Origin of the sequence: Inquilinus sp. CAU 1745 (genome assembly GCF_039839375.1) — a bacterium.
Classification (GTDB): domain Bacteria; phylum Pseudomonadota; class Alphaproteobacteria; order DSM-16000; family Inquilinaceae; genus JBDOQU01.
Genome location: NZ_JBDOQU010000011.1, coordinates 72,871 through 94,172, shown reverse-complemented (window position 1 = coordinate 94,172; position 21,302 = coordinate 72,871). Strand labels below are relative to the sequence as shown.

20 protein-coding genes are annotated in these 21,302 nt (G+C 66.7%); 8 read left to right on the top strand and 12 right to left on the bottom strand.

All coding sequences use genetic code 11. The features are described 5' to 3' along the window. Window positions 1–18 precede the first annotated feature (18 nt). The 5 genes from AAFN89_RS14000 to xylA all read left to right on the top strand — a co-directional run bounded on the left by AAFN89_RS14000 (window position 19) and on the right by xylA (window position 6,157). Window positions 19–975, top strand: coding sequence for an ABC transporter substrate-binding protein (locus tag AAFN89_RS14000; RefSeq protein ID WP_347539690.1), 957 nt, complete (start codon window positions 19–21; stop codon window positions 973–975). A gap of 70 nt (window positions 976–1,045) precedes the next feature. Further along, window positions 1,046–2,101, top strand: a complete 1,056-nt coding sequence (locus AAFN89_RS13995) for a sugar phosphate isomerase/epimerase (protein WP_347539689.1) — start codon at window positions 1,046–1,048, stop codon at window positions 2,099–2,101. A gap of 33 nt (window positions 2,102–2,134) precedes the next feature. Beyond that, on the top strand, window positions 2,135–3,322 hold the full coding sequence (locus tag AAFN89_RS13990) for a Gfo/Idh/MocA family oxidoreductase (RefSeq protein ID WP_347539688.1): 1,188 nt from the start codon (window positions 2,135–2,137) through the stop codon (window positions 3,320–3,322). A gap of 27 nt (window positions 3,323–3,349) precedes the next feature. Beyond that, window positions 3,350–4,822, top strand: a complete 1,473-nt coding sequence (xylB, locus tag AAFN89_RS13985; RefSeq protein WP_347539687.1) for a xylulokinase — start codon at window positions 3,350–3,352, stop codon at window positions 4,820–4,822. 21 nt (window positions 4,823–4,843) lie between these two features. Then, entirely contained in the window at window positions 4,844–6,157 is a 1,314-nt protein-coding gene (gene xylA, locus AAFN89_RS13980; RefSeq protein WP_347539686.1) for a xylose isomerase, read from the top strand. Between the two features lie 15 nt (window positions 6,158–6,172). Here xylA and AAFN89_RS13975 read toward each other — a convergent pair whose 3' ends face one another. From AAFN89_RS13975 to efp, 9 genes are all read right to left on the bottom strand, one after another. Further along, a complete protein-coding gene (locus AAFN89_RS13975; protein ID WP_347539685.1) occupies window positions 6,173–7,087 on the bottom strand; it encodes an ABC transporter substrate-binding protein in 915 nt (304 codons plus the stop codon). 13 nt (window positions 7,088–7,100) lie between these two features. Further along, window positions 7,101–9,176 (bottom strand): MFS transporter, encoded by a 2,076-nt coding sequence (locus AAFN89_RS13970; protein WP_347539684.1) that lies wholly within the window; start codon window positions 9,174–9,176, stop codon window positions 7,101–7,103. After that, the gene (locus AAFN89_RS13965) at window positions 9,173–9,946 is read right to left on the bottom strand and encodes a hypothetical protein (protein ID WP_347539683.1); all 774 of its coding nucleotides are present in this window, start codon (window positions 9,944–9,946) and stop codon (window positions 9,173–9,175) included. Before AAFN89_RS13965 ends, AAFN89_RS13970 begins: the two co-directional genes overlap by 4 nt. 229 nt (window positions 9,947–10,175) lie before the next feature. Continuing rightward, window positions 10,176–11,678 carry a peptidoglycan -binding protein gene (locus tag AAFN89_RS13960; protein WP_347539682.1) on the bottom strand — a complete coding sequence of 501 codons (1,503 nt, stop codon included), beginning with the start codon at window positions 11,676–11,678 and terminating at the stop codon, window positions 10,176–10,178. A gap of 14 nt (window positions 11,679–11,692) precedes the next feature. Beyond that, window positions 11,693–12,850 carry a MotA/TolQ/ExbB proton channel family protein gene (locus AAFN89_RS13955; protein WP_347539681.1) on the bottom strand — a complete coding sequence of 386 codons (1,158 nt, stop codon included), beginning with the start codon at window positions 12,848–12,850 and terminating at the stop codon, window positions 11,693–11,695. Between the two features lie 32 nt (window positions 12,851–12,882). Then, window positions 12,883–13,392, bottom strand: a complete 510-nt coding sequence (locus AAFN89_RS13950) for an OmpA family protein (RefSeq protein WP_347539680.1) — start codon at window positions 13,390–13,392, stop codon at window positions 12,883–12,885. 313 nt (window positions 13,393–13,705) lie between these two features. Next, the gene (locus AAFN89_RS13945; RefSeq protein ID WP_347539679.1) at window positions 13,706–14,623 is read right to left on the bottom strand and encodes a 3-hydroxyacyl-CoA dehydrogenase NAD-binding domain-containing protein; all 918 of its coding nucleotides are present in this window, start codon (window positions 14,621–14,623) and stop codon (window positions 13,706–13,708) included. An 11-nt stretch (window positions 14,624–14,634) separates the two neighbouring features. Further along, a complete protein-coding gene (locus AAFN89_RS13940; protein ID WP_347539678.1) occupies window positions 14,635–15,480 on the bottom strand; it encodes an inositol monophosphatase family protein in 846 nt (281 codons plus the stop codon). 9 nt (window positions 15,481–15,489) lie between these two features. Further along, window positions 15,490–16,056: an elongation factor P gene (efp, locus tag AAFN89_RS13935; protein ID WP_347539677.1), complete on the bottom strand. Its 567-nt coding sequence runs from the start codon at window positions 16,054–16,056 to the stop codon at window positions 15,490–15,492. Between the two features lie 111 nt (window positions 16,057–16,167). On the opposite strand from efp, the gene epmA reads away from it, so the two are divergent. The 3 genes from epmA to AAFN89_RS13920 are packed head-to-tail and all read left to right on the top strand — an operon-like array spanning window position 16,168 to window position 19,020. Continuing rightward, on the top strand, window positions 16,168–17,226 hold the full coding sequence (gene epmA / locus AAFN89_RS13930) for an EF-P lysine aminoacylase EpmA (protein ID WP_347539676.1): 1,059 nt from the start codon (window positions 16,168–16,170) through the stop codon (window positions 17,224–17,226). Window positions 17,227–17,257: 31 nt separating this feature from the next. Continuing rightward, entirely contained in the window at window positions 17,258–18,211 is a 954-nt protein-coding gene (locus AAFN89_RS13925) for an alpha/beta hydrolase (protein ID WP_347539675.1), read from the top strand. Continuing rightward, a complete protein-coding gene (locus tag AAFN89_RS13920; protein WP_347539674.1) occupies window positions 18,211–19,020 on the top strand; it encodes an MBL fold metallo-hydrolase in 810 nt (269 codons plus the stop codon). The genes AAFN89_RS13925 and AAFN89_RS13920 overlap by 1 nt, the downstream gene beginning before the upstream one ends. Window positions 19,021–19,283: 263 nt before the next feature. Here the strand turns inward: AAFN89_RS13920 and AAFN89_RS13915 are convergent, their stop codons facing one another. From AAFN89_RS13915 to AAFN89_RS13905, 3 genes are all read right to left on the bottom strand, one after another. After that, on the bottom strand, window positions 19,284–19,844 hold the full coding sequence (locus AAFN89_RS13915; RefSeq protein ID WP_347539673.1) for a thiamine phosphate synthase: 561 nt from the start codon (window positions 19,842–19,844) through the stop codon (window positions 19,284–19,286). Then, complete coding sequence (locus AAFN89_RS13910; protein WP_347539672.1) at window positions 19,841–20,770, bottom strand: class I fructose-bisphosphate aldolase; 930 nt, start codon at window positions 20,768–20,770, stop codon at window positions 19,841–19,843. The genes AAFN89_RS13915 and AAFN89_RS13910 overlap by 4 nt, the downstream gene beginning before the upstream one ends. Before the next feature lie 130 nt (window positions 20,771–20,900). Beyond that, entirely contained in the window at window positions 20,901–21,296 is a 396-nt protein-coding gene (locus tag AAFN89_RS13905; RefSeq protein WP_347539671.1) for a hypothetical protein, read from the bottom strand. Window positions 21,297–21,302 lie beyond the last annotated feature (6 nt).

Below are 21,302 nucleotides of genomic sequence, written 5' to 3'. Positions count from 1 at the left end.
AGAGGGAGGAACTATCAGATGATCACCATGAAACGGGCCGCGATGGCGGCCATTGTCGGCGGCCTCGCCTGGTCGGGCGCGGCCGTCGCCCAGGAGGAGACGGTGACGATCGGCGTCTCCATCCCCGCCGCCACCCATGGCTGGACCGGCGGCGTGAACTACCATGCACAGGAAGCGATCGACAGCTTGTCGGAACAGCATCCGAACCTGGAGTTCGTGCTGTCGGCCGCGCCCGACGCGTCCCAGCAGGTCAACGACCTTGAGGACATGGTGGCGATCCACCAGATCGACGCGCTGGTCATCCTGCCGTTCGAATCCGACCCGCTGACCGGGCCGGTCGCGCGGGTCAAGGAATCCGGCGCCTTCATCACCGTCGTCGACCGCGGCCTGACGCGGGAGGGGATCGAGGATGTCTACGTCGCCGGCAACAACCCAGAAATGGGCCGCGTGTCCGCCGAATATATCGCCGGGGAACTGGGCGGCCAGGGCAAGATCGTCGTGCTGCGGGGCATCCCGACCGTCGTCGACAATCAGCGCGTGGATGCATTCATGGAGGTGATCGAGGGCACCGACATCGAGGTGCTGGGCATGGAGTACGCCAACTGGAACCGCGATGACGGGTTCGAGGTGATGCAGGACTTCCTGTCCCAGTTCCCTGAGATCGACGCCGTCTGGGCGCAGGACGACGACATCGCGCTCGGCGTCATCGAGGCCGTCCGCCAGGCCGACCGCACCGACGAGATGTTCATCGTCGGCGGCGCCGGCATGAAGCAGATGATCGAGCGGGTGATGGAAGGCAATGAGTTGACTCCTGTCGACGTGCTGTACCCGCCCGCGATGATCGCCACCGCGATCCAGGTGACGGCGCTGAAATACACCGCCGGCGTGCCGATCGAGGGCGAATACATCCTGGCCTCGCCGCTGATCACGCCTGAGAACGCCGAGCAGTACTACTACCCCGACTCGCCGTTCTGATCCGAAGGGAAGGGGGAGGCGGCAGTCGCCGTCTCCCCACCCCGAGACCACGCATACCGGAAGAAGCTTCATGAAGACGATCAAGGGACCGGCGATCTTCCTCGCCCAGTTCGCCGGCGACGAAGCGCCGTTCGACAGCCTGGATTCCATCGCCGGCTGGGCGGCGGGACACGGCTACAGGGGCGTGCAGATCCCGTCCTGGGACGGCCGGCTGTTCGACCTCGCCAAGGCCGCGGAAAGCACGGCCTATTGCGACGAGGTGAAGGGCATCCTCGCCGCCCACGATATCGAGCTGACGGAGCTTTCGACCCATCTTCAGGGCCAGCTCGTCGCCGTCCACCCGGCCTACGACACCGCCTTCGACGGCTTTGCACCAGCCAGCGTCCACAACAATCCCAAGGCGCGGCAGGAATGGGCGGTCGACCAGCTCATGAAGGCGGCGAAGGCGTCGCGGAACCTCGGGCTGACCGCGCACGCCACCTTCTCCGGCGCGCTCGCCTGGCCCTATCTCTACCCCTGGCCGCAGCGGCCGCCGGGGCTGATCGAAACGGCGTTCGACGAACTGGCGCGCCGCTGGACACCGATCCTCAACGCCTTCGACGAGGCCGGGGTCGATCTCTGCTACGAAATCCATCCCGGCGAAGACCTCTTCGACGGCGCGACGTTCGAGATGTTCCTTGAGCGGGTGAAGAACCATCCGCGCTGCAACATCCTCTATGATCCCAGCCACTTCGTCCTGCAACAGCTTGATTATCTTGACTATATCGATATCTACCATGACCGGATCAGGATGTTCCACGTCAAGGATGCGGAGTTCAACCCGACCGGCCGGCAGGGTGTCTATTCCGGCTTCCAGTCGTGGGCCGATCGCGCCGGGCGGTTCCGTTCTCTGGGCGACGGGCAGGTCGATTTCTCGTCCATCTTCTCCAAGCTGACCCGCCACGGCTTCGACGGCTGGGCGGTGCTGGAATGGGAATGCTGCCTGAAGGACAGCGAGCAGGGGGCCGCCGAGGGGGCGGACTTCATCCAGGCGCACATCATCAACGTCGCCGCCCGCGCCTTCGACGATTTCGCCGCTTCTGGGACGGACGAAGCGGCCAACCGCAGGATGCTGGGGATCGGCTGAGGGCCGGCTGCAAGAAACGATGGGAGAGCATTGATGGCGATCGAGGGCAGCAGACAGGGCGGCGTCGGCCGCCGCATTCGGCTCGGCATGGTCGGCGGCGGGCGGGGCGCCTTCATCGGCGCCGTCCACCGCATCGCCGCCCGGCTGGACGACCGGTATGAGCTGGTGGCCGGCGCGCTGGCGTCCGACCCCGTTCGTGCCAGGGAATCGGCCGCCGACCTGCATATCGCGCCGGATCGCGCCTATGGCGATTTCCAGGCGATGGTGGAGGGGGAGAAGGCGCGCGAGGACCGGATCGACGCGGTCGCCATCGTCACCCCCAACCATGTCCACCACGCGCCTGCCAAGGCGTTCCTGGAGGCGGGGTTCCACGTCATCTGCGACAAGCCGCTGACCAACACGCTGGACGATGCGCTCGACCTCGTCTCCACCGTCCGGCGGACCGGCAGGATCTTCGGCCTGACCCACAACTACACCGGCTATCCCATGATCCGGCAGGCGCGGGAGATGATCGCGGCCGGGGAGCTGGGGGAGATAAGGCTGATCCAGGCGCAGTACGCGCAGGACTGGCTGGCCACCAAGGTGGAGGATACCGGGCTGAAGCAGGCGGCCTGGCGCACCGACCCCGCGCGCAGCGGCCCCGCCGGCTGCGTCGGCGATATCGGCACCCACGCCTACAACCTCGCCGCTTTCGTCAGCGGGCTGGACTGCACCCATCTGGCCGCCGACCTCTCGACCTTCATCGAGGGTCGGGCGCTCGACGACAACGCCCACATGATGCTGCGCTATGGCAACGGCGCGCGCGGAATGCTGTGGGCAAGCCAGGTGGCGGTCGGGAACGAGAACGGGCTGTCGCTCCGTATCTACGGCTCGAAGGCCGGGATCGAATGGCATCAGGAGCAGCCGAACCATCTGCGCTTCGCCGTTCATGGCAAGCCGCCGCAGCTCATCACCCGCAACGGCCCTGGCGCGGGCGACGCCGCCGGCCGCGCCAGCCGCGTGCCCTCGGGCCATCCGGAGGGTTATCTGGAGGGCTTCGCGCAGATCTATACCGATCTCGCGGAGCAGATCTCCGCCCGGATAGAGGGTCGCGCGCCCGATCCTGCCGCGCTGCTGGTCCCGACCGTGGAGGATGGCGCGAAGGGCGTGAAGTTCATCGGCGCGGCGGTCCAGTCCAACCGTGAGAACGGCGCCTGGGTGGAAACGACGCTTCCGCTCTGACCTGATCCGTTTCCGGAGAACCGGCCCTTGTTCCATCTCGGCATCGATCTCGGCACGTCCGGCGTCAAGGTCGTCCTGATCGACGGCGACCAGGCGATCGTCGACCAGGCGACCGCGCCGCTCCGCGTGTCGCGTCCCCATCCGCTCTGGTCGGAGCAGGATCCCGACAATTGGCAGCGGGCCGCCGACGCCGCGATGGCGGAGCTGAAATCCCGCCGGGGAAGGGAGCTTTCGGGCGTCGGCGGGATCGGTCTGTCCGGCCAGATGCACGGCGCGACGCTGCTGGATTCCGAAGACCGGCCGCTGCGCCCCGCCATCCTGTGGAATGACGGACGCAGCGGCGCGGAATGCGCGGAGCTTGAAAGGCGGGAGCCGCGCTCCCGCGCCATCACCGGCAATCTCGCCATGCCGGGCTTCACCGCGCCGAAGCTGCTGTGGGTCGCCAGGAATGAACCCGATATCTTCGCTCGCACCGCCAAGGTGCTGTTGCCGAAGGATTATCTCCGCCTGCGTATGACCGGCCGCCATGCCTCGGACCTGTCCGACAGCGCCGGGACGCTGTGGCTGGATGTCGGCGCGCGACGCTGGTCGGACGCCATGCTGGCGGCGACCGGCCTGAAGCTTTCCGCGATGCCGGAACTGTTCGAAGGCAGCGACCCCACGGGAACGCTGCTGCCGGAAGTGGCGCGCACCTGGGGCGTGCCGGAGACGGCCGTGGTCGCCGGCGGCGCGGGGGACAATGCGGCGGGCGCAGTCGGGGTCGGCGTCATCCAGCCCGGCTCCGCCTTCCTGTCGCTCGGCACGTCGGGCGTCCTGTTCGCCGCCAATGACGGCTTCCACCCGAACCCCGAACAGGCGGTTCACGCCTTCTGCCATTGCCTGCCCGCCACCTGGCACCAGATGTCGGTGATGTTGAGCGCGGCGTCCTGCCTCTCCTGGGCCCGGGCCGCGACGGGCGCGGAAAGCGAAGCCGCCCTGTTGGCGGAAGCGGAGGCGGCGGACCGCGATGTCGGCCGGCTGCTCTTCCTGCCCTATCTTTCCGGCGAACGGACGCCCCACAACGATCCCTCCGCCACCGGTGTTTTCTTCGGCATCACCCACGAAACCTCCCGCGCCGACCTGACGCGGGCGGTACTGGAAGGCGTCGCCTTCGCCTGCGCCGACGGGCTGGACGCCCTGATCCAGGCAGGAACCAGCGTCGACCGGCTGTCGGTCATCGGCGGCGGCGCGCGCTCGCCCTTCTGGGGCCGCATCCTGGCCGCCGCGCTCGACCGGCCGCTGCTCTATCACAAGGGCGGCGATCTCGGCCCCGCCTTCGGCGCCGCCCGGCTGGGTCGGCTGGCCGCCACGGGCGAGGACCCAGCCGCCCTCTGCCACGCCCCTCCGGTTGATTTCACCATCGACCCCGATCCGGCATTGGTCGACCGCTATGCCGGCCGCATGGCTGAGTTCCGTGACCTCTACCGAGCCCTGAAGCCGCGTTTCGCGGCCGCAATCTGAACTCCCCCAACCGAGGCTGTCATGAGCACCCCCTTCTTTCCCAATGTCGAAAAGATCGCCTACAAGGGTCCGGAATCGCGCGATCCTCTGGCTTTCCGCTTCTACGATCCCGACCGCATGGTCATGGGCAAGCGGATGGAGGACCATCTGCGCGTCGCCGTGGCCTACTGGCACAGCTTCTGCTGGCCCGGCGCGGACATGTTCGGCGCCGGCACGCTCGACCGCCCCTGGCAGGCGGCCGACGACCTTTCCCATGCCGAAGCCAAGCTGAAGGTGGCGTTTGAGTTCTTCGAGAAGCTGGGCGCGCCCTTCTACTGCTTCCACGATGTCGACGCCGTGCCGCTGGGCGACACGCTGGCGGAGGGCCGCCGCAACCTCGACCGCATCGCCGGTCTGATGGAGGCGGAGATCGCGCGGACCGGCGTTCGGCTGCTGTGGGGGACCGCCAATCTGTTCTCCCACCCGCGCTACATGGCCGGGGCGGCAACCAATCCCGATCCTGAGGTCTTCGCCTTCGCCGCGGGCCAGGTTCGCAACATCCTGGAAACCACCCACCGCCTGAACGGTGAGAACTACGTTCTGTGGGGTGGCCGGGAGGGTTACGACACGCTCCTCAACACCGACATGAAGCGGGAAGTCGACCAGTTCGGCCGCTTCCTCTCCATGGTCGTCGAGCACAAGCACAAGATCGGCTTCAAGGGCGCGATCCTGATAGAGCCCAAGCCGATGGAGCCGACCAAGCACCAGTACGACCACGATTCCGCGACCGTCCACGCCTTCCTTCAGAAATACGACCTGATGGGGGAGGTGAAGCTGAACATCGAGGTCAACCACGCGACGCTCGCCGGCCATTCCTATGAGCATGAGATCGTCTATGCGATCGCCAACGACCTGATGGGCTCCTTCGACATCAACCGGGGCGATCCGCAGAATGGCTGGGACACCGACCAGTTCCCCAACGATCCCGCCGAAGCGGCGCTCGCCCTCTATCACATCCTGAACGCCGGCGGCTTCACCACCGGCGGCTTCAACTTCGACGCCAAGATCAGGCGGCAATCAATTGATCCGGAAGATTTGTTCTATGCCCATATCGGCGGCATGGATACGCTGGCGCGCGGCCTCCTGGCGGCGGAGAAGATGATCGAAGAGGGCGATCTCGCCCGGTTCCGGGATGAACGGTACGCCGGCTGGGACGGGCCGCTGGGGCGTGACATCATGGGCGGCGGCAAGTCGCTGGCCGACATCGCCGACCATGCGGAACAGGAAAACCTCCGGCCGACGCCGAAATCCGGCCGCCAGGAACTGCTGGAGAACATCGTCAACCGCTACGTCTGAGTCCAAGTCAGTCCGTTAATCTACTGTCTCCGCCAGATACAGAAGATCCATCGGCGGGAAAAGGTTCAGCTTCTCCGCGACGGCGAGGTTGATCACCACGGCGAAGTCCGTCATCCGGAGGACCGGCAAATCGCCGGGGCTTGCTCCGCCTATGAGAATTCGCTCGGCCTGACGGCCGGCGAGGCGGCCGACATCATAATAGCGCGAGGCGACGGAGATCAGCGCATCGGCGTCTCGCACAAGCTGTTCATAGGGGCTGAGGAACGGAATGCCGTTTTCCACGGCGGCGGTGGTGAATATGGAGCCATTCTCCAGAAGGAACGAGGACGAACCAAGGTAGATGAAATCGACCTTCTCGGATTTCAGTTGGGCCACCATCGAGGCGATGTCGCCGGGGCGCGGCGCGCCATCGTCTCCGAGGGGCAGTTCGAGGGCGACCAGTTCGAAATCCATTGCTTCGGCCAGTTCGGCCATCTCGTCACGTTTGACGACGGAGTTTCTTTCGTTGGCGTTGTAGAGCATTCCCAGCCGCTGGAACTCCGGGTGGTAGCTGCGGATCGTCTGAATGGTCACCTGTTCGGGCATGCGGTTGTAGGTGCCGGTCATGTTGGACCGTCCGGTTCGTTCCAGGCTTTCGACGATGCCCGAACCGACAGGGTCGGCCACGATCATGAACACCTGGGGGATATCGTTGTTGAAAGTCGGGTTGTCCCGGTCCGCCAGGGTTCCGGCGATCCCGCGCGTGACGCTTGTGCCCCAGGTCAGGATCAGGTCGACATCGGCGTTTCTCGCATCTTCCAGGAAGCCGGGAATCGTCTCCTTCTGCTGACCGGCGTCCCGCATCAGGAATTCTGCCGGCACGCCCTGCTCGTCCAGGTAATCCTTGAAGCCCTGGCAGGCTTCCTCGCATCCACGCCAGGTCACGATCATGATTTTGTAATCCTCAGCGGACGCGGAACCGGCCAGACTCGCCAGGGCGGCGATCGCGATTATCATTGAACGCCACATGGGTTTCCTCCTTCGTGGTGATGTTGAGCAGGGCCGAGCGCCGCCATCCCCCCAGATGGACGATGGCGAACGCTGCAGAGCCCGTGAGTATGATCATTCCCAGCCCGGCGACCGCCGGTTCCGCGCCGATGGCGGAAAGATAGAGCGCGCAACAGGTCAGGCCGGACAGTGCGCCCAATCGCTCGACCAGGCGGAGCGCGCCAAGATTTCGGGAGGAACCTCCCGTCAGTCTGACCGCCAGCGCGTATTGCGGCGCCCGGATCAGCGTATGACCCAGACCAAGCCCCGCGACGCAGACCGTGACCGCCCACAGCCCTTCCCAGATGCCGATGGAGAGGAGCGCCAGGCCGGACACGACAGAGCCCATGATGATGAAGGCAGCCGGTCCTACCCTGCCGTCGGAAAGTCTGGTGACTGTCGGACCGAGAAGGACCACCGCGAAATAATAGAGCATCACGACGCGGGCGATGTCCGACGCGCCGTAGCCCATGCCGGCGAGCATGATGGGCGTGAGATACCAGATGAAGATCGCCGTCGATGCGTTCATCGGCGCCACGATCCCGAAAAGAAGTGCCAGGAACAAAGGCCGCCCACCGCGACCGCCACTTGTGAAATTCGCCGGAACGCGGGCCTCGGTCGCCGGATCTCCGGCCCTGCCCGACATTGAAACCATCCCCAGGATTCCAGACAGGATTGCGATACTGGCGCCCACGTAAAGCGCAGCTTCGAATCCGAAGCGGCCCGCGACTACGCCGCCCAGCGCCGAGCCGCAGAAGACGCCGCCGAAAATCACCGCGATGAAGGCGCCGGCGGGACGTGCGCTGCCGCCGTCCCTGGCGGCGCGGAAGGCATATTCCTGACAGGCGATGGTCGCCGCGGCGTATGACACGCCGGTCAGCGCGCGCCAGCCGGTGATCGAAGACAGGGTCTCCGACATCCCCATTCCCACCAGGGCGAGCACGGTAGGCGGGACAGCGGCCAGAAACAGGACCCTTGGTCCGAAGCGTCGCGCCAGGCGGCCGCCGAACGGAGACAGCGCCGCCACCGCGACAAGATAAACCATGAGAGGGGCGGCGGCGGCCAGTTCGGGCGAAACCCAGTCCGGCCGCGCGGCGGTCCCGGAATAGAGGGGCAGGAATGAAGCGGTGATCTCGGCCGCGAGCGAGAAGAAGAACAGTGTCAGCCGGATGTCGTTGAATTCGGAGAGGCGGAGCCACACCGGCCGGCCCTCTGCGATTTTCACGCCGGCGTCACTTACCATCCGGGCGCGTGCCGCGTCGGGGAACATGGCCAGCCGCTCCGCCAGATCGTTCGCCTGGTCGTTGAGCCTGACGGCGGTGCGACGGAAGACGGAAAGGCCACTTGGCCGGATGCGATGCAGGAAGATGCCCTGGCCTTGCTCATCCAGAAGACCAAGAACGCGATCGAGGGGTTTTCCAACGGAGGCGATGGTAACCACCAGCACCAACTCGACGGCGAACACCATCGCGATGAGGGCGATGACCAGGATGTCCAGAAAGACCTCGCGCAGCCGCGTCTCCACGAATTGCGGGTTGACCTCGACGATGACCGATCCCACCAGTTGGTTGCGATCCAGAATGGGCAACGAGAAGGCGTTCTTGCCGACCGAGATCACTTGACCGAGACCGGCCCGTTGCAGGAACGAAGGCGATTCCTGGCTCTGCACCTCGGCGATCGTCAATCCGGAGGCTGTGTTGATCGCAATGCGGTCGACCTCCGCGAATTTCCGCAAGGTCTCCGTCAGATGCTGGCTCAGCCCCTCCAGCCGTTCGAGGGGGATTCCAAGTTCCAGTCCGCGTTCGACATCGCTGCGGACGATGGTCCCGATGAGCCGGGTCCTGTTGGCTACCTCGGGCTCCACGGAGCGGTCGAAGGCGATCATAGCCACCAGCCCGAGGGCAAGGACCGACATGGTTGTGATAACCGTCAGCGTCGCAACCAGGCGCGCCCGCATTCCCGCCAGGTTGATTGGGCCAGGGCGGGCCTTCATCGCTCTGCCTCCCTGGCCGCCATTTCCCGCCCTACCGCGCGGTATTTCCGATCGGCCGCATCGAGCAGAAGGCGGAGCTCTCCGGCATTCTCCTGCGCGCTCGGCGACCGTCTCCTCGCGGCCGCGCTGCGCCATGAATCCCTTTCGAAATCCGCGACGGCCTCGTCGATGGATTCGAAGGCGGCAAGCTGCCTTCGCAGGCCGAGGCGCAGAAGAATGCCACTGAGGATGGAGGTCGCGCCCAGCAGCGCCATTGCGGCTATCGCCAGTTCGGCGCCCATGGCCCGGACGTTGATGATGTTTTCCCTGGATGGGTAAACGACGACAATGCCGCCCGCGCTTCGGCCGGCGGGCCCGGCGATGTCGACGCCGCTGAGGAAGCCGTTGTCGGTCTCCCGGTGCCACGGGGCGCCATCGGCTTGATTATAGGCGGCAATTGCGACTGGCGGGATCGTGGCGGGAGGCGTCGCTTCGGTTGAATGGATGGTCCGCCCCTCGACGTCGAACACATGGATGGCGGTGATGAGTTCGTCAGTCTGCCGCGCGCGCTCCAACAGGGCGGCGGCGTTTCGAACAGCCGAGAGCGGCAGGTTGATTTGCGCGGCGGTCGCGAAGGGCGCAACCGTTCGGTCGGCCAGGACCGTCAGGCGTTCCCCGGCCAGGGCTGAGTGGATCTGATCGAATTGCAGCGTGGCGAGACCGACGAAAACCGCCAGCACCGCGGTATTGACGATCAGAACCGCTGCCCAGATGCGCCAGAAAAGCGCCATTCCCACCCCGCCCTTAAAAGCTCAACTCGAGAGGAGGTGAGCGGTCCAGTGGCCAGTGATTCTGTCCGGTTGCGACTCTGGGGGGAGGGCGCGTGCCTCAAATTGAGGCTATTTGTATAAAATACGAACAATCGGTATTGCGCAAGCGATCTGACGGATTACAAATGCGCGCTGATCGAGACTTTCATTCGCCAATAACGGCCGGTTGACGCCGCTACCCGTCGCCGGCCTACCGCTGGTCCAGTTGCAGCTCGATCCGCCGGTTCCGTTCATAGGCTTCCGGCGTGTTCGCGGGGTCCAGCGGCTGGTTGTCCGCGAAGCCCGCCGCCGCCAGCCTTTCCGGCGGCACGCCCTGGTCGATCAGGAACTGCACGACCTCGATCGCCCGTGCGGTCGAAAGCTCCCAGTTCGACCGGAATTCCGGCGTGCTGATCGGCCGCCGGTCGGTATGGCCGTCGACCCGCAACAGCCAGTCCACCTCCTCGGGGAATTCCTCGGCGAGATTCATCAACTCGTCGGCCAGTTCCGCCAGCCGCTCCCGTCCGCCGGGCTGGAGCGTCGCGGAGCCGGAGGGGAACAGCACCTCCGATTGGAAGACGAAGCGGTCGCCGACGATCCTTATGTCCTCGCGATCGCCCAGAACCTCCCGCAGCCGCCCGAAGAATTCCGAACGGTAGCGGTTCAGCTCCTCCACGCGGCGGATCAGCGCCTGGTTCAGCCGGGCGTTCAGGTTCGCGATCTCGATATCCTGGTCGCCGACCTCCGCCTCGGACGCCTCCAGCGCCGCCTGCACCCGCCCCAGCCGGTCGCGCAGCGCGGCGATCTGGTCGTTGAGCAGCGCCACCTGCGCCTGCTGCTCCGAGGTCAGCTCCATCTCCTCGTCGAGCGCCGCTTCGGTGGTGTCGACGGCCGCGACCAGCTCCTCGATGCGGATGTCCTGCTCATCGATCTCCCGCTGGGCCAGCGCCGTCCTCTCCTCGGCGTCGCTCAATTGAGTCTCCAGCGCCTGGGAGCGGTCCCGCGCGGCCGTCAGGTCGGCCAGCAGCGCGTCCCGCTGCTCCTCGCTCAGCCGCAGCTCCACCGTCGCCGCCTCGGCCTCCTGGCGCGCCTGCTCCAGCTCCGCCCTCAGCGCCTCGGTCTCCTCCGCGGCTTCCGCCTCCGCAAGCTGGCGGGACCGCTCCAGGGCGGCGACCTGAAGCTCCAGATCCTCCCGCACGGCCCGAAGCGCCTGGATATCGTTCTGCAGGCTCGCGATCTCCGACAGGCGAAGCTCCAGCGTCTCGCGGTCGGCCTCGATGCTCGTGTAGGCGTCGGCCAGCCGCGCGTCCAGCTCAGCCTGCTCCGCCTCCATCGAATCACCCCGCGCGATCGCGGCGGCAAGCCGTGCTGATAGCGCGTCGCGTTCGTCCGCCACCGAATCCAGCTCCCGCCCCAGCGCGTTGCGCTCCGCGACGGCGGCCTGGAGGTCGGCTGAAAGCTGCGCGTACCGGATCTCCAGCTCCTCACTGGCCGACCGTTCCAGGTCCAGCAGGTCGGCCAATTCCGCGATCTGGGAATTCAACTGGGTGAGGCGCTGGTCCTGGCCGGTGATCGTGTTGGTCAGGAAGAACTGCGCGACGAAGAAGATCATGAGGGTGAAGGTCACCACCATGATCAGCGACGACAGCGCGTCCACATAGCCGGGCCATATGTCGATGGCGGTCCGGTTCGCTCTGCGGGCTGAAATGGCCATCGAATGCTATTCCGTCACCGGGGCTGGGCGGGCTCTTCGGCCAGCGCGGCGATGGTGCGGGCAAGAAGCTTGATCTCGCTCCTTATCTCCGTGACCGTCTGGTCGCGGCCGACGCCCAGCTCCTCATGCACCCGCCTGACATAGAGGTCCAGGCTGCGGATGTGCTGGCGGGTCGCCTCGTCCACCCCCAGCCCGCCCTGGCTTGCGGCGTCGGACAGCCGGATCAGCACCGGCTTCAGCTCCATCTGGCTTTCCGCCAGCTTGACCATCAGCGTCTGCTCCGCGCGCATCTGGTCGCTCAGCGTCGACAGCCTCTCGGTAAGCTGCGTCAGCGAATGGTTGGCCTGCCGCCGCCCTTCCTCGTTCTGCGACATGGTGCGCTGGAGAGCTTCCAGATTCTCGGCCGTCTGCTCGACCAGCCCCTGGAGATAGGCCGGGACGGAGGTTTCGCCTTCCCCGATCGGCCCGCCGCCGGTCAGCCGGGCCGCGCCGGACAGCCAGTCCTCCAACTCGTTATAGAACCGGTTCTGCGCCTGTCCCGCCTGAAGATCGAGAAAGCCGAGCGCGAGCGAGCTGGACAGGCCGAACAGCGAGGCGGAGAAGGCTGTGCCCATTCCGGCTAGTGGTTCCTGCAACCCCTCCCGGAGGCCGGTGAAGATGGAGGAGGCGTCGCCGCTCTGCATGTCCAGCGCGCCGATCACGCCGGCGACGGATCCGATGGTTTCCAGAAGCCCCCAGAAGGTGCCCAGCAGCCCCAGGAAGATCAGCAGGCTGACGAAGTAGCGGGAGATTTCCCGCCCTTCCTGGAGTCTCGCCTCGATGCCGTCCAGCACCGACCGCATCGACATCGCCGACATGGATATCCGCCCCTGCCGGTCGCCCAGCATCCGCGCCAGCGAGGCCAGCAGGCGGGGCTCCGGCACGCCCGCCGCCGTATGCCGGCCCGACCGCTGCGCCTGATAGGCTTCCAGCCATTGCATCTCGGGCCTGAGATGGAGAACCGACCGGAAGATGTAGACGATCCCCACCACGGCCACCGCCAGGATGACGCCGTTCAGCGCCGGATTGGACATGAACGCGTCGGCCAGGGCCGGCGCCAGCAGCGCCGCGACCACCAGGACGGCGATCACGAACAGGCTCATTCGGGTCAGGTACCGGGTCGGTCGGAACATGGCGTTCGTCTTATCCTGTCAGGTGCGGCCGGTCATTCGGGCGGGGGGCCCGACAGCAGTAGGTCGACGCGATCGCCGGGCGGCTGCGGCGCTGTATCGCCCAGCGCCCTGATGTCGATGCGGGTGCTGCGCACGCCCCGATCCACGAGGAACGTCCTGACGGCGATCGCCCGGTCCAGAGACAGCCGGCGCGCCCGCACGCTCGTCTCGGGGGTGGAGCCCGCATAGGACCGGATCTGGAGACGGATCGTCTCGTCGTTGATCATCCGCTCCGCGATGCCGGTCAGAAGCCGGCCGCCCATCGCGTCGATCGCCGTCGCCCCCGGCACATAGACGATGCGGAAGCCGCCGCCGCCGGGCAGGGTGCCGATCGTCTCCTGCTCTTCCGGTTCTACCGGCTCAGGCGCCGCGAGGGCCTGCGGATCGGGCCGCAACTCCGGCAGGGGCGGGGTCCATTCCGGCTGGGCCCAGACCGCTGGCGCGACAAGGATCGCGGCCATGGCCAGCGCGGGAGCGAGCCGTCGGGCGATAGGTCGCTTCAAGCGGTGTCCGGACATCCGGATGGTCAACGCGGTCCCTTCTGCGCGGTTCACGCCATGGGTGGAATCAGCAGCCGGAAAACCGGCTGGCGGACCATAAACCAGCGCCGCGCCGCGCCACAACCAGTTTGCCGGAAGCTCGCATCCTTCGACGGACTCAGGATAAGGTAGAATCTCATGCTGGACTTGATCCAGCATCCATACGGTGTCGATACCGGCCGGGATGACGTCCGGTCCTTCGCCACCGGTTAAGCGGCCATGGCCTATGGATTCCGGATCAAGTCCGGAATGACCAAAGAGGAAGGTTCTCACCTCGTCAGTCGCGGTCGCCGCCGCCTCTCGCCTTCAGGATGCGGAGCAGCGCCTCGTCGCGCGCGCGTTCAAGGTCCGGGATGGTCGCGCCGCCGGTTTCCTCTTCGACCCCGTCGATCAGCTTCTCCTTCAGACACTCGGTCAGTTTGGGCCGGCCCAGATCCTCCCATCGGCGCTCCTGGCTGGGGCCGAGATGGTCGAGATAGTGGCGTATGCCGCCGCGTCCGCCTCCCAGATGATAGGTCAGGTGCGCGCCCATGATCGACCAGCGCAGCCCCGGCCCTTCACGCAGCGCCGAATCTATGTCGGCGACGGAGGCCACACCCTGCTCCACCAGGTAAACGGCTTCCTGGTAGAGCGCCGAGGAAAGCCGGTTGGCGATGTGCCCCTTCATCTCCTTGTTCAGGCGCACCGGGTGTTTCCCGATCTTCGCGTAGAACGCCATGGCGCGGTCCACGACCGAACGGTCCGGACCGTAGAGTTCGACCAGCGGGATCAGGTGGGGCGGGTTGAAGGGATGGGCAATGATGACCCGGTCCCTGTTCCGGCATTTCCCGGTGATGTCGCTCCACAACAGCGAGGACGTGCTGGACGCGATGATCGCCCGTTCCGGACTCGCTTCGTCCAGCCGGGCCAGCAGGTCGGCCTTCTCCTCCAGCCTCTCGGGCGAATTCTCCTGGATCAGGTCGGCGTCGCGGCAGGCCTCTTCCGGCGCCCCCGCGATGGAAAGCGATCCGTCGCCGTCGAGGCCGATTTCCCTCAAGGTCGGAAGGATATCCCTGATCGGCCGCAGCAGATCGTCCTTGTCGTTCGTGGCGGGATCATAGGCGACGACATCCAGGCCGTTCGCCATGAACAGGGCGGCCCAGCTCAGCCCCACCGTGCCGCAGCCGATGACCGCTACCCTGCCGACCTCGATCACGCCGGGCCGCCTCAGCCCGCTGGCTGGGCTTCAGGGATGGACCTGGCCTTGGCGGCAGATTTCAGCATCTTCGCCACCGGCAGGTGCATGTGCGTATTGGCGGCCAGGATGCTGCGGTTGTTCAGCGGGTCGCGCTTGCCGTTGATCTCGGTCACGTAGCCGCCGGCTTCCGATACCAGGATGATGCCCGCCGCGACATCCCAGGCGTTCAGCCCGGTCTCCCAGAAGGCGTCCAGCCGCCCGGCGGCGACATAGGCCAGGTCCAGCGCCGCTGCGCCCATGCGGCGGATACCGGCGACCTTCGGCAGGATCTCATCCAGCTCGCCCAGGAATTTCGGGATGTCGCCATGGCCCTTGAAGGGCGCGCCGGTGCCGATCAGCGATTCCTCCAGAAGCCGCCGGCCGGACACGCGCAGCCGCCGGTCGACGCCGCCATTGATCTGGACGAACGCGCCCTTGCCCTTCTCGGCGTAGAAAAGCTCGTTGGTGACGGGGTTCATGATGACGCCGGCGGTCACTTCGCCGTTCACCTCGGCCGCGATGGAGATCGCGAAATGCGGGATGCCGTGGAGGAAATTCGTCGTCCCGTCCAGCGGATCGACGATCCAGCGATTGTCGCCGTCCGTGCCTTTGGTCTCGGCGCTTTCCTCCATCAGGAAGCCGAAGCCGGGGCGAGCCTTTGCCAGTTCGGCGCGGATCGTCTTCTCGGCCTTGAAATCGGCTGTCGACACGAAATCCGCCGGCCCCTTCTTCGACACCTGAAGCTGCTCTACCTCGCCGAAATCGCGCACGAGGGCGCGCCCCGCCTTCTCGGCGGCGCGGACCATGACATTGATGGTGGGGGAACGGACGGCCATGTCGGGGGATCAGTCCTTCGCGCGCTCGGAATATGAATTGTCGGCCGTGTTGACCACGATGCGGGTGCCGGATTCGATGTGCGGCGGCACCATGACCCGCACCCCGTTCTCCAGAATGGCGGGCTTGTAGGACGAAGACGCCGTCTGGCCCTTCACCACGGGCTCGGCCTCGACGATCTGCATGGTGACGGTGGCCGGGATCTCCACCGAAAGAGGCGATCCCTCATGCATCGTCACAGTGCAGACCATGCCTTCCTGCAGGAAGACGGCCGGGTCGCCGATCGTGTCGCGCGGGATGGTCGCCTGCTCGAACGTCTCATTATCCATGAAGGTGTAGAGATCGCCTTCGCTGAACAGATACTGCATATCATGCTCGTCCAGACGGGCGCGCTCGACCGTTTCCTGCGTGCGGAAGCGCTGCTGCGTCTTGGTGCCCGTGCGTGCGTCCTTCATCTCGACCTGGATCACCGCATTGCCCTTGCCGGGCTGGATGATGTCGATCTTGGTGACCAGCATCAGCTTGCCCTCGTGCTCCAGCACGTTGCCCGGGCGAATGGTGATGGCGTTGACCTTCATTGAAATCCCTGCTTTTCAGGATGCGGCCGCGCGGGATCGTGAAAAGTCCGGCGCGAAATCGGCGCGGAACCTAACAGCAAGCCCCGCGCAAGGCAATTGGAACAGGACAGGATGCAGCCCCGCAAACCCCGCGCGCCCTGGTGGCGGCCGGATCGCTACCAGCCCAGGCGGGAGGATCTCCTGGCCCGGTCGCGCATGCAGCGCGCGCTGCGCGATTTCTTCGATGCCATGGATTTCCTTGAGGTCGACACGCCCGCGCTCCAGGTCTCGCCGGGGCTGGAGCCGCACCTCCAGGCCTTCCGGACGGAATTGCGCGGGCCGCATCCGGACGACCGGCGGCCGGTCTTCCTCCACACCAGCCCCGAATTCGCGATGAAGAAGCTGCTGGTCGCGGGGCTGCCGCGCATCTACCAGCTCTCCCATGTCTTCCGGAACGCCGAGCGGTCCACGACCCACCATCCCGAATTCTCGATGCTGGAATGGTATAGGGTCCGGGAGGGGTACGAGGCGCTGATCGAGGATTGCCGGGGCCTGCTCCGCGCCACGCTCCGCGCGTCGGGCCATGACCGCTTCCGGCGCGGCGGGCTGGAGGCCGACCCCTTCGCCCCATGGCAGATCCTCACCGTCGCGGAGGCGTTCGAGACTTATGCCGGGATCGACCTCCTGGCGACCGCGCCCGATCCCCACGCCCCGGACGTCGCGCTGCTGGACCGCCAGTCCGCCGCCATCGGCATCCCGGCGCGCGAGGGCGACCGGTGGGACGACCTCTTCTTCCGAATCTTCCTCGAGAAGATCGAGCCCTTCCTGGGCGTCGGCGCGCCGACCGTGCTGAAGGATTATCCAATCTCCATGGCCGCCCTCTCCCGGCCGAAACCGGAGGATGGCCGGCTGGCGGAGCGGTTCGAACTCTATGTCTGCGGGCTGGAACTGGCCAACGCCTTCGGAGAGCTGACGGAACCGGGGGTTCAGCGCGCCCGTTTCGTCGCGGACATGGATCTGAAGGAACGGCTTTACGGCGTGCGCTATCCGATAGACGAGGATTTCCTGGCCGCGCTCGATCACGGCCTGCCGGAAAGCTCAGGCATCGCGCTCGGCTTCGACCGGCTGGTCATGCTGGCGACCGGGGCCGCGGACATCGAGGACGTGATCTGGGCGCCGGTAGCGGATTGACGACGCCTTTTCTACCGGAGACGCTGAGGCGATGAGCTTGCATCCCGAATCCCTGGCCTATGTGAAGGCCGTGGACGCCTGGCTGGCGGAGCGGAGCCTGCCGCCGCTCCACAGGATGGGCCCGGCCAAGGCGCGGGAAATCGCGCATGAGGTGATCCTGGAGGACCGGCCGCCGCTGGAGCCGGTGGATTGGGTGGAGGATCACATGGTCCCGGCCCGGTCCGGCCCGCGCCGCGTCCGCATCGTCAAGCCCCGCACGGCCCATGGTTGCCCGCTGCCGGTGGCGCTCTACTTCCATGGCGGCGGCTACGTCATCGGCGGCATCGACGAGAGCGAGCATGAGGCGCGGCGTCTGGCCCAGCGCCTGCCGGCGCTTGTCGTCTCCGCCAGCTACAGGCTGGCTCCGGAACATCCCTTCCCGGCGGCGGTGGAGGATGGTTACGACGCGCTGATGTGGATCGCCCACCACGCCCACGCCTATGGCGGCGACGCCCGGCGGATCATGGTCGGCGGATGCAGCGCGGGAGCCGGCCTGGCCGCTGCCGTGACGCGCCTTTCGGTGACGGAGAACGGCCCGCCGGTCGCGCTCAACTACCTTCTCTGTCCGTGGCTGGACCTCACGCTCGACGAGCCATCGGTCGACGAGCATGCCGAGGGCACGAACCTGACGCGGGAGGAGCTGGACTGGTTCGCCCGCTGCTATCTGGGCACGACCGGGCAGCCGGGGGACCCGCTGATCTCCCCCTCCCTCCACGCCGTGCCGCGCGGCATGCCGCCGACGGTGATCCTGGCCGCCGAATGCGACCCTCTGCGGGACGAGGCGGCGCGCTACGCCGAAGCGCTGCGCGATGCGGGAACTGAGGTCGTCCACCATGTCGCGCCCGGCATGATCCATGGCTTCAACATGCTGCTCCACGCGATCCCGGAGGGCGACCGTCATGTGAAGCAGGCGGAAGCCGCGATCCGCCGGCTGGCGCGCGGCTGATGGCCTGCTTCGTCTGCACTGCCTGCGGGGTCCAGTTCGCCGACAGCGGCGACCGTCCGCCCGCGCGCTGCCCGATCTGCGAGGATGAAAGGCAGTTCCTGCCGCCGGGCGGCCAGTCCTGGACGAGTCTGGACGATCTCCGGCGCGACCGCCGCAACGCCTTCGAACGGCATGAGACGGGCCTCTACGGCATTGCCACCGTGCCGGACTTCGCCATCGGCCAGCGCGCGCTGCTGGTCCGCGCCGCCGGCGGCAACGTGCTGTGGGACTGCATCACCCTGCTGGACGACGCCACGATCGACATCGTGACCGCCTTGGGCGGCGTCGACGCGATCGCCATCTCCCATCCGCACTTCTATTCCGCGATGGTGGAGTGGAGCCGTGTCTTCGACGCGCCCATCCACCTGCATGAGGACGACCGGGAATGGGTGATGCGGCCGGACCCGGCGGTCCGCTTCTGGGGCGGCGACCGGCTGGAACTGGAGGAGGGGCCGACCCTCATCCGCTGCGGCGGCCATTTCGAGGGCAGCGCCGTCCTCCACTGGCCGGAGGGGGCGGAGGGCAGGGGCGTCCTCATGACCGGCGACACCGCCGCGATCGCGGAGGATACGAACTGGGTCAGCTTCATGCGCAGCTATCCCAACCGCATACCGCTTCCCGCCGCGACCGTCCGCACGATCGGCGAAAGGCTGAAGCCGCTCTCCTACGACCGCCTCTATGGCGGCTTCCGGGGCAAGCGGATCGCGCACGGGGCGAAGGACGCCGTCCGCCGCTCCATCGACCGCTATCTCAACGCGCTGGAGGACTGACAGGGTTCCTTATCGTCCTCATGGTGAGCCTGTCGAACCATGCGGGCACACACCTTTCGACAGGCTCAAGGTGAGGAAGAAAGGCAAGAGTGGCTTGCCCCATTGGTTATTCCGGTGAAGGTCGCCCGGCATCGACTCCGTATGGATGCTGGATCAGGTCCAGCATGACGTTGTTTTTATTGGTCATTCCGGACTTGATCCGGAATCCATAGGCCGTTGCCGCTTCGCTGGCGGCGAAGAACCGGGCACGGCCCGGCCCGCCGTCACAGGAAAGCGCGGACGCCCTCGGCTGGCCCCGCGGAATTCCCCCAGACCGCATCGTCCAGCGCCAGGAAATCGGCTTTTCCGAAGGCAGGCCCGGTTTCCGGTGTGATCCCGCCATAGGCGACGCAGGGTATCTCGAACAGGTCGGCCCACCAGTCGATCAGCTCCGCATCGGCCGCGAAGCCGACGAAATCCGCGCCTCGCTCCCCTGCGGTCATGGCGTCGTGACGGCTGGTTCCGGCCCATGCGCCGACGATCGCCTGCGGCCCGACCAGCCGCCGCGCCTCGGCATAGGATTGCGGGGAGAGGAGCGCCACGCCGTCGCAGCCGGTTTCCGCCGCAAGCGCCGCCCTGTCGGTCAGCAGGAAGGCCGCGTTGCGATCCTGCGCCACGGGCCGCAGCGCCTCGATAGCGGTCCGCCAGCCGGCCTCGTCGCCGGACGCCAGCCGAAGCTCCACGCACTCGACCGGCCCGGCCTCCAGCGCCTCGGCCAGCAGGGACGCGAACGCCGCCGGCTCGAAAGCCGGCGGCGTCACGAGATAGAGCCGCTGATCGCTCACTCCTTGCCCTGGAAGATGCGGACCAGCGTATCCAGCAGTTCCATGGCCTCGGCGCGCGGACGGCGGAAGCAGTTGCGGCCGATGATCGACCCGTTGCCGTTGCCGTCACGGATGGCGCGGGCGTCGTTCAGCACCGCGTCCGTGCCCTTCGCCGCGCCGCCGGAGAAGACGACGATCCGGCGGCCGTTCATGCAAGACCGCACGACTTCCGCAACCCGCTCGGCCTGCGTGCCGATGGCGATCTTCTGGTCGGTGAACTCCTTCTTGGCTTCCTTCTGCTCCAGGACGTCCGTCGGCAGCTTCACCTTGATGACATGGGCGCCAAGCTGGCAGGCCAGATGCGCGCCATAGGCGACGACATCCATCGCCGTCTCGCCATCCTTGGTCACGTCGCCGCCGCGCGGATAGGACCAGAGGACGGTGGGCAGGCCGACCGCCTTCGCCTCGCGGATCAGCTCCGCGATCTCCTCCATCTGCTCGAACGCCTGGTCCGACCCCGGATAGATGGTGAAGCCGATGGCCGTGCAGCCCAGCCGCAGCGCATCCTCGACCGATCCGAACATCGCCTGGTCGGCGTCTTCCTTCAGCCGGCTCAGGCTGTTGGCATGGTTGATCTTCAGGATCGTCGGGACCTGGGCCGGGAAGTGGGGGGAGGAGACCTCCAGGCTGCCCAGCGGCGCGGCGTAGGCGTTCAGCCCCGCATCGATGGCGAGCTGGTGGTGGTAGAGCGGGTCGTAGCCGTCCGGATTGATCGCGAAGCTGCGCGCCGGACCGTGCTCGATCCCCTGATCGACCGGCAGGATGATCATCTTGCCGGTGCCGCCCAGCCGGCCATGCATCAGCATCTGCGCCAGCTTCGCCTGAACGCCGGGGTTTTCGCCGCTGTAGTTCGCCAGAATCTTCTTCACGCGCGTCGTCAGCTTCATCGAACGGTCCTTGGGGTCGTTTTCGGAGTGAATGGCCTGAATTTCGCAGTTTCTCGATAAACCAGCAATTCCGCCAATGCAACGCCGCCGCGGGGATGGCGGTTCCGCCCTGAATGCAGGTCCGGTGGCCCTATTCTTGGTCCAGCCACCGCCGGCAGTCGCCCAGCGGGTCGCGCCGGCGGCGAAGGTCGAACGCTTCCGGCCGTTCCGGCCACAGCCGCGCGCCGTGCAGGCCCGCATGATCGTGGAGTGCGCGGGCCAACGGCTGGGCCGGATTGCTGCTATAGACGATGTCCACTACGTCGGCCGCCAGCGCGTCCAGCACCGCCTTGGAGCCGTCCCCGCAATCCAGCAGCGCGACCGCCAGCCGCTCCGCCGGGCATTGATCGACCAGCGCCCGCCACCACCCGGCCCCGGCATGGACGCCCGCGTTCAGGTCGCTGACCAGGTGAAGAGGGGCGGCCGCGGCCTCCAGAACCAGCGCCAGGTCCGCCGCCGACCTGACTAGGACGAAACGGTCGGGCATGGGCGC

Coding starts and splice junctions, on each gene's coding strand:
- AAFN89_RS14000 (WP_347539690.1), top strand. CDS start 19: ATGATCACCATGAAACGGGCCGCGATGGCGGCCATTGTCGGCGGCCTC.
- AAFN89_RS13995 (WP_347539689.1), top strand. CDS start 1,046: ATGAAGACGATCAAGGGACCGGCGATCTTCCTCGCCCAGTTCGCCGGC.
- epmA (WP_347539676.1), top strand. CDS start 16,168: ATGCAGCCCCGCAAACCCCGCGCGCCCTGGTGGCGGCCGGATCGCTAC.
- AAFN89_RS13955 (WP_347539681.1), bottom strand. CDS start 12,850: ATGTTCCGACCGACCCGGTACCTGACCCGAATGAGCCTGTTCGTGATC.
- efp (WP_347539677.1), bottom strand. CDS start 16,056: ATGAAGGTCAACGCCATCACCATTCGCCCGGGCAACGTGCTGGAGCAC.
- AAFN89_RS13990 (WP_347539688.1), top strand. CDS start 2,135: ATGGCGATCGAGGGCAGCAGACAGGGCGGCGTCGGCCGCCGCATTCGG.
- AAFN89_RS13925 (WP_347539675.1), top strand. CDS start 17,258: ATGAGCTTGCATCCCGAATCCCTGGCCTATGTGAAGGCCGTGGACGCC.
- AAFN89_RS13920 (WP_347539674.1), top strand. CDS start 18,211: ATGGCCTGCTTCGTCTGCACTGCCTGCGGGGTCCAGTTCGCCGACAGC.
- AAFN89_RS13970 (WP_347539684.1), bottom strand. CDS start 9,176: ATGAAGGCCCGCCCTGGCCCAATCAACCTGGCGGGAATGCGGGCGCGC.
- AAFN89_RS13960 (WP_347539682.1), bottom strand. CDS start 11,678: ATGGCCATTTCAGCCCGCAGAGCGAACCGGACCGCCATCGACATATGG.
- AAFN89_RS13975 (WP_347539685.1), bottom strand. CDS start 7,087: ATGATCGTGACCTGGCGTGGATGCGAGGAAGCCTGCCAGGGCTTCAAG.
- xylA (WP_347539686.1), top strand. CDS start 4,844: ATGAGCACCCCCTTCTTTCCCAATGTCGAAAAGATCGCCTACAAGGGT.
- AAFN89_RS13905 (WP_347539671.1), bottom strand. CDS start 21,296: ATGCCCGACCGTTTCGTCCTAGTCAGGTCGGCGGCGGACCTGGCGCTG.
- AAFN89_RS13940 (WP_347539678.1), bottom strand. CDS start 15,480: ATGGCCGTCCGTTCCCCCACCATCAATGTCATGGTCCGCGCCGCCGAG.
- AAFN89_RS13965 (WP_347539683.1), bottom strand. CDS start 9,946: ATGGCGCTTTTCTGGCGCATCTGGGCAGCGGTTCTGATCGTCAATACC.
- AAFN89_RS13910 (WP_347539672.1), bottom strand. CDS start 20,770: ATGAAGCTGACGACGCGCGTGAAGAAGATTCTGGCGAACTACAGCGGC.